The sequence below is a fragment of the Hydrotalea flava genome, assembly GCF_001623405.1.
GTDB classification, from domain to species: Bacteria; Bacteroidota; Bacteroidia; order Chitinophagales; family Chitinophagaceae; genus Hydrotalea; species Hydrotalea flava.
Genome location: NZ_LUHG01000095.1, coordinates 1 through 6012, shown reverse-complemented (window position 1 = coordinate 6012; position 6012 = coordinate 1). Strand labels below are relative to the sequence as shown.

The following is a 6012-nucleotide window of genomic DNA, read 5'->3' as shown; positions in this document are numbered from 1 at the left end:
TAGATGGTGAGCCCTATACCCATGCTAATGGTACCAAATGGGAGTGGTGGCGTGCCAGAATGGTAGGTGGCCGCACCAACCACTGGGGAAGAATTTCGCTACGTTTTGGCCCTAAAGATTTTAAAAGAAAAAGTATTGACGGCCTGGGCGATGACTGGCCAATTGGCTATGAGGATGTGAAACCTTACTATGATAAAATTGACCGCTTAATTGGCGTATTTGGTTCGAATGAAGGATTGCCCAATGATCCCGATGGTATTTTTTTACCGCCCCCAAAACCGAGGCTGCATGAATTGATGCTGAAAAAAACTGCTGCAGGGATAAATATTCCGGTAATTCCCTCTCGTTTATCTATTTTAACCAAACCCATTAATAAAGACCGTGGTGCCTGTTTCTTCTGCGCTCAATGCAACAGAAGCTGCAAAGTATATGGCGATTTTTCTTCTTCTTCTGTATTGGTAAAACCTGCAATGGCTACCGGTAATGTTGATTTAATTACCAATGCTATGGCAAGAGAAGTACTGACCGGTAGCGACGGACTGGCTACAGGCGTTTCCTATGTTAATAAAACGGATATGCTGGAATATCAGGTAATGGGCAGGGTGGTTATTTTAGGGGCCAGTGCCTGTGAAAGTGCTCGCTTATTGCTCAATTCTAAATCGAGCCGGCATCCCAATGGGCTGGCCAATAGCAGCAATGTGGTAGGAAAATATTTACACGATTCTACAGGCGCAGGTATGGGTGGGGTATTGCCACAATTATTTGACAGAAAACGATACAATGAAGATGGTGTTGGCGGCATGCATGTGTATACGCCCTGGTGGTTAGATAATAAAAAATTAGATTTCCCCCGTGGCTATCACATTGAATATTGGGGAGGCATGCAACAACCTGCCTATGGCATTGGCATGGGCATACAATCTTTAAACGGAAAATTTGCAGTACATGGCAAAACCAAAGAAGCCGGCGGTTATGGTGCTTCATTAAAAGAAGATATCCGCTTTTTTTATGGCGCCAGTTTTGGAATGGCCGGCAGGGGCGAAGCCATAGCAAGAGCCGACAGTTATTGTGAAATTGACCCGAGTGTGGTAGATAAATTCGGTATTCCTGTACTGCGTTTCAATACTACTTATACCGATTATGAAATTAAACAAGCCAAACACATGCACGAAACCTTTCAGGAAATTATGCACCAAATGGGTGCCGTTATAACCTGGGGTGCAGATAATGGTCCGCACAATAACTGGGGTCTTGCAAATCCAGGTAATATTATACATGAAGCCGGAACCGTTAGAATGGGCAATGATCCTAAAACATCTGCGCTGAATAAATGGAGTCAGGCACACGATTGTAAAAACGTATTTTGTGTAGATGGCGGACAATTTGTATCGCAGGCAGATAAAAATATTACCTGGACTATTCTTGCTTTATCTATGCGTGCCAGTGAATATATTATTGACCAAATGAAGAAACAAAATATTTAATGTGTTATTAGCATAGTTATATCAGAAAAAAATGAGCGAATAATAATTTGCTGTTTATTTAATTACAAGTACACAATAGCATTACCCCTCACCACAAATAAAATAGTATGGACAGAAGAAAATCGATTAAAGCTTTACTCATTACCGGTGCCTCTGCTGGGGTGTTGGTAGAAGCCTGTAAAAATGCAGATAAAAAAGTTACCGATGCTTCTACATTAAGTGCCAACCCTTTCCTTGGTCCCGACAGAATGGAGGAAGAAAAAAAACACTATGAAAAAGTAGCAGCTGAAAAGTTTTTTGATGCGCATGAAATGGCCACTATCTCCGTTCTTTCAGATATTATTATTCCGAAAGATGCAGTAAGTGGCAGCGCAACTGAAGCAAAAGTGCCCGAATTTATTGCGTTTATTGTAAATGATATGCCTGAACACCAATTGCCCATGCGGGGTGGTTTGCGTTGGTTAGATATGCAATGCCTCAATAAATATGGCCATGCTTTTAAAGATTGCACGGCACAACAACAATTAGAAATGGTAGATGCTATTGCTTATCCTAATAAAGCAAAACCCGAAATGTCGCAAGGGGTTGCTTTTTTTAATAAAATGCGTGATTTGGTGGCAACCGGTTTTTATACCTCAGAAATGGGTGTGAAAGATATTGGCTATATGGGTAATGTGCCCAACCAATGGAATGGTGTACCCGATGATGTGTTAAAACAATATGGGCTGGCTTATTCAGAAAAAGAAATGAAAGAATGTGCCCATTACGATAAAGCGTAATTACTATTTTTAAATACACAAATGCCGCTCCATTTATATTTCAGAGCGGCATTTTTATGTTGTATTCTATCAGCCTTTATCTTACTTCACTTCCATTTTCAGTTACATCTTCGGGATGTATAAAATGTAATTTGCCTTTATTGTCTTCAGCCATTAATATCATGCCATTACTTTCAATACCCCTCATTTTTCTCGATGCTAAATTGGCCACAACGGTTACCTGTTTACCAACAATGGCTTCCGGTGTAAAATGTTCTGCAATGCCCGATACAATGGTGCGTGTTTCAAAGCCCATATCTATCGTTAATTGCAATAATTTATCGGCCTTGGCCACTTTTTCGGCTGCAACAATTGTCCCTACTCTAAAATCTAATTTTGCAAAATCATCATATACAATTTCTGGTTTTAGGGGCTTGTATTCAGGTGCTGTAGTTTCCATAGCGGCTGTGTAGTTTAAAGGTTTACTTTGTGTTTGTAGTTTTTGTACTTGTGCGGCAATTTCTTCATCTTCTATTTTTCTGAACAACAATTGCGGTGCTCTTAATGAATAGCCAACTCGCAATAAATTTAAACTACCGGCATTTTGCCATTCTAACATTTTCTCTACTACTTTCAACATGTGCAACATTTTGCCGGCAGTATGCGGCAGAAAAGGGTTGATTAAAATAGCCAGATTGGCGGTTAGTTGTAAGCTTAAGTGTAAACAATTGTCAATCAGTTGCTGACTAATAGGATCTTCTGCAACATTTCCTGCTTTCTTCCAGGGTTCTTTTTTCTGTAAATACTGATTACCTTTTCTTGACAGGTCAATCACTTCAAATAAAGCATCTCTGAATTTATATTGTTCTAAATTTTCTTCCACTTTTGTTTTTGCCTTTTGAATATCGGCAATTAAAGCGTGGTCTGTTTCATCTAAATGTACATTGTGTAACTGTGGCACCTTTCCGTTGCATAATTTATGCATCAGCACAAAAGTTCTGTTCACAAAATTTCCAAATATAGCCACCAGTTCGCTGTTGTTCCTGTCTTGAAAATCTTTCCAGGTAAAATCATTGTCTTTTGTTTCGGGGGCATTGGCACATAACACATACCGCAGCACATCCTGTTGTTCAGGAAAGTCTTTTACATATTCATGTACCCAAACAGCCCAGTTGCGTGAGGTAGATACTTTTTCGCCTTCAATATTTAAAAATTCATTGGCCGGCACATTATCCGGTAACACAAAATTACCGTGTGCTTTCAACATGGCCGGAAATATAATACAATGAAATACAATATTATCCTTGCCAATAAAGTGTACCAATTTAGTATCTTTTTTACACCAGTAATCTTCCCATTGCGGGGTAAGTTCTTTGGTGGCAGAAATATATCCGATAGGGGCATCAAACCAAACATACAATACTTTTCCTGCCGCATCGGGTAATGGTACTTTTATGCCCCAGTTGCTGTCTCTCGTCATGGCACGTGGCTGCAAACCATTGTCTAACCAGCTTTTGCATTGCCCATATACATTGTTCTTCCATTCTTTGTGCCCTTCAATAATCCATTCTTTTAACCAGGGCTCATAGTTTTGTAACGGAAAATACCAGTGTTTGGTTTTCTTTTTAACAGGTATGGCATCGCTTAAAGTACTGCGTGGATGAATCAGTTGCTCCGGACTTAATGATGTACCACATTTCTCACACTGGTCGCCATACGCAGCCGGATTGCCGCACACCGGGCAGGTGCCGGTAATATACCGGTCAGCCAGAAATGTTTGGGTGGTTTCATCAAAATATTGTTCGGTTTCTTTTTCTTCAAATAAACCTTCATTATACAATTTTTTAAAAAAAGTGGCAGCAGTTTCATGATGCACCGGATTAGAGGTACGGGAAAAAATATCAAATGCAATGCCCATTTGTGCAAAGCTTTCTTTGATCAAAGCATGGTATTTATCTACCACTTCCTTCGGTGTAATGCCTTCCTTCATGGCGCGGATGGTAATGGGTACGCCATGCTCATCGCTTCCACACACAAACTGCACATCTCTTTTTTGTGCCTTTTGGTACCGCACATAAATATCTGCAGGCAAATAACAGCCCGCTAAATGACCAATATGTACAGGCCCATTTGCATAAGGAAGGGCGGCGGTTACCAATAATCTTTGATAGTTTTTTGTAGTCATCTGTATCACTTTAATCAACTGCCGTTGCGTCGCACACTTGTACTGTAACGCTTTATGCGGCAATTGAGCCCGCAAAAATAAGCATTACCCGCAAGTATGCGGCATTTATCCATGAATGGTTCTTTTTTTAATATATGATGCTGCTCATGCTTTTGTTTTAACTTGCTTTTTTAATTCTTTCATCATTTTTAATTGCAACCATGCAACTTTATAAAATTTCCATTGTTCTGTTTGTAACAGGAATGGTATGCGCAGTATCCGGCAAGGCACAGCAAATACAAGTTAATCAGTTGGGCTATGGTACTCATGCCCCCAAAATTGCCGCTATATGCAATATGGTACAAGGCAGCCGCTTTTATCTTATTGCATTGCCAACAGGTGATACGGTTTATACCGGGCAATTGTTACCTGCCAGGTTAGATCAGTATGCCAACCAAATGCCGGTGCAATTGGCCGATTTTAGTGCCTTTCAGCAACCGGGTAGTTATCGGCTATCAGTACCCGGGGTAAATAACCAACCTGTTATCAGCATTAACACTCACCCTTTTTATAAGGTGGGTAAGGCGCTCATCAAAGGCTTTTATTATCAGCGTGCCTCCATGCCTTTATTGCAGCAATATGCAGGCATCTGGCAAAGGGCCGAAGGGCATCCCGATACTTTGGTAATGATTCATCCATCCGCTGCAACACCACAACGCCCGGCAGGTAGCACTGTTTCAGTGCCTGGCGGCTGGTACGATGCAGGCGATTACAACAAATACATCGTAAATTCTGGCATAACGGCAGCCACTTTGCTGAGCGCTTATTCCGATTTTGCACCTTATTTCGATAGCCTTGCACTCAATATTCCGGAAAGTAACAATAGGTTACCCGATCTTATTGATGAAGTTTTGTACAACCTGCGTTGGATGCGCACCATGCAGGATACCGATGGCGGTGTATACCACAAATGCACCAATGCTGTTTTTGATGGTATGGTAATGCCCAATGCAGCAACGCAACCCCGTTATGTAGTACAAAAATCTACTGCTGCTACCTTAGATTTTGCTGCAGTAATGGCTCAGGCAGCCAGATTATTTGCCAAATGGAATCAGGAATTACCGGGCTTGTCAGATTCCTGCAAACAGGCCGCTGTACATGCCTGGCAATGGGCAGAACTGCATCCCAATATCGATTACCGGCAAGGGCAAATGAATACAAAATTTAAACCCGCTATTACAACGGGCGCTTATGGCGATACCCAACTGTTAGATGAATGGTTTTGGGCAGCAGCCGAACTGGCAGTTACCACTAAAGAGGCCGTGTATGCCAATTGGCTGTTGCAATATAAAGTGCCCCCCGTTACCATTCCTTCCTGGAGCCAGGTAACAGCGCTGGGTATGTATAGTTTGTTGGAACACCGCAAAGCATTGCCTCAAAAATTGTTGCCGTTAACCGATTCGCTTTATGCTGTATTCATAAAAAAGGCAGATGATTTGTTGCAACATGCCAATGGGGCCATGCATACGGTAATGGGACAATCGGCCAACGATTTTATCTGGGGCAGCAATGCTGTTGCAGCCAATCAGGGTATTTGGTTATTGCA

Annotated in this window: 4 protein-coding genes; 3 read left to right on the top strand and 1 reads right to left on the bottom strand. The window is 41.5% G+C overall.

What is annotated here, in order from left to right; all coding sequences use genetic code 11:
- Together A0F92_RS11215 and A0F92_RS11210 are read left to right on the top strand one after the other, a co-directional pair.
- Nucleotides 1-1484 (top strand): GMC oxidoreductase (locus tag A0F92_RS11215; protein ID WP_068245917.1); only part of this gene is annotated, 1484 nt, incomplete at its 5' end.
- 107 nt (nt 1485-1591) lie between these two features.
- Complete coding sequence (locus A0F92_RS11210; RefSeq protein WP_068245914.1) at nt 1592-2263, top strand: gluconate 2-dehydrogenase subunit 3 family protein; 672 nt, start codon at nt 1592-1594, stop codon at nt 2261-2263.
- Between the two features lie 76 nt (nt 2264-2339).
- Here the strand turns inward: A0F92_RS11210 and metG are convergent, their stop codons facing one another.
- Nucleotides 2340-4427 carry a methionine--tRNA ligase gene (gene metG / locus A0F92_RS11205; RefSeq protein ID WP_068245911.1) on the bottom strand — a complete coding sequence of 696 codons (2088 nt, stop codon included), beginning with the start codon at nt 4425-4427 and terminating at the stop codon, nt 2340-2342.
- A gap of 200 nt (nt 4428-4627) precedes the next feature.
- Here metG and A0F92_RS11200 point away from each other — a divergent pair.
- The coding region (locus A0F92_RS11200) for a glycoside hydrolase family 9 protein (protein WP_068245908.1) at nt 4628-6012 on the top strand (1385 nt) is incomplete at its 3' end.